Annotated in this window: 1 protein-coding gene; it reads left to right on the top strand. The window is 52.5% G+C overall.

From position 1 onward, the window contains the following. Nucleotides 1–573, top strand: a 573-nt coding sequence (locus HQN90_RS38170; protein WP_173228001.1) for an SDR family NAD(P)-dependent oxidoreductase, incomplete at both ends; no start/stop codon positions are given.

Below are 573 nucleotides of genomic sequence, written 5' to 3'. Positions count from 1 at the left end.
GCAAAACTAAAACAATTGGAGGTCCGAGGAGCCAGAGTAGCATACAGGCAGGTCGATGTATCCTGCAAGGAAGCAGTGGAGGAGCTGGTCGTTTGGATTCAAGAAGAATTCGGCGGCCTCAACGGCATCATCCATAGCGCGGGTGTGATTCGGGACAATTATATCCTGCGGAAAACAACAGAAGAATGGAAAGAGGTACTGAACCCGAAAGTTGCGGGCGTAAGGAATCTAGACGAAGCAACCAAGGGAGAGAAATTGGATTTTGTAATTTTGTTTTCATCGGGCGCGGGAGTTATAGGGAATCCTGGGCAAGCCGATTATGCAACGGCAAACGGATTTATGGATGTGTATGCGGGATACCGGAACAAGCTGGCGGCTGCGGGGCAGCGAAGCGGCCACACCCTATCGATCAACTGGCCGCTATGGAAACAGGGCGGCATGCAGGTGGATGAAGAGATTGAAGCCATGATGCGGCAAGATACAGGTGCCGTGGCCTTGGAAACCCCGCAAGGGATTGAAGCGTTCTATCGGGGATTTGCATCGGGCCAAGATCAAGTCATGGTGGTCGCGGGA

It is taken from the genome of Paenibacillus alba, from assembly GCF_013204855.1.
In the GTDB taxonomy this organism is placed as follows: Bacteria; Bacillota; Bacilli; order Paenibacillales; family NBRC-103111; genus Paenibacillus_E; species Paenibacillus_E alba.
This window is presented reverse-complemented; position numbering and strand designations above follow the sequence as displayed.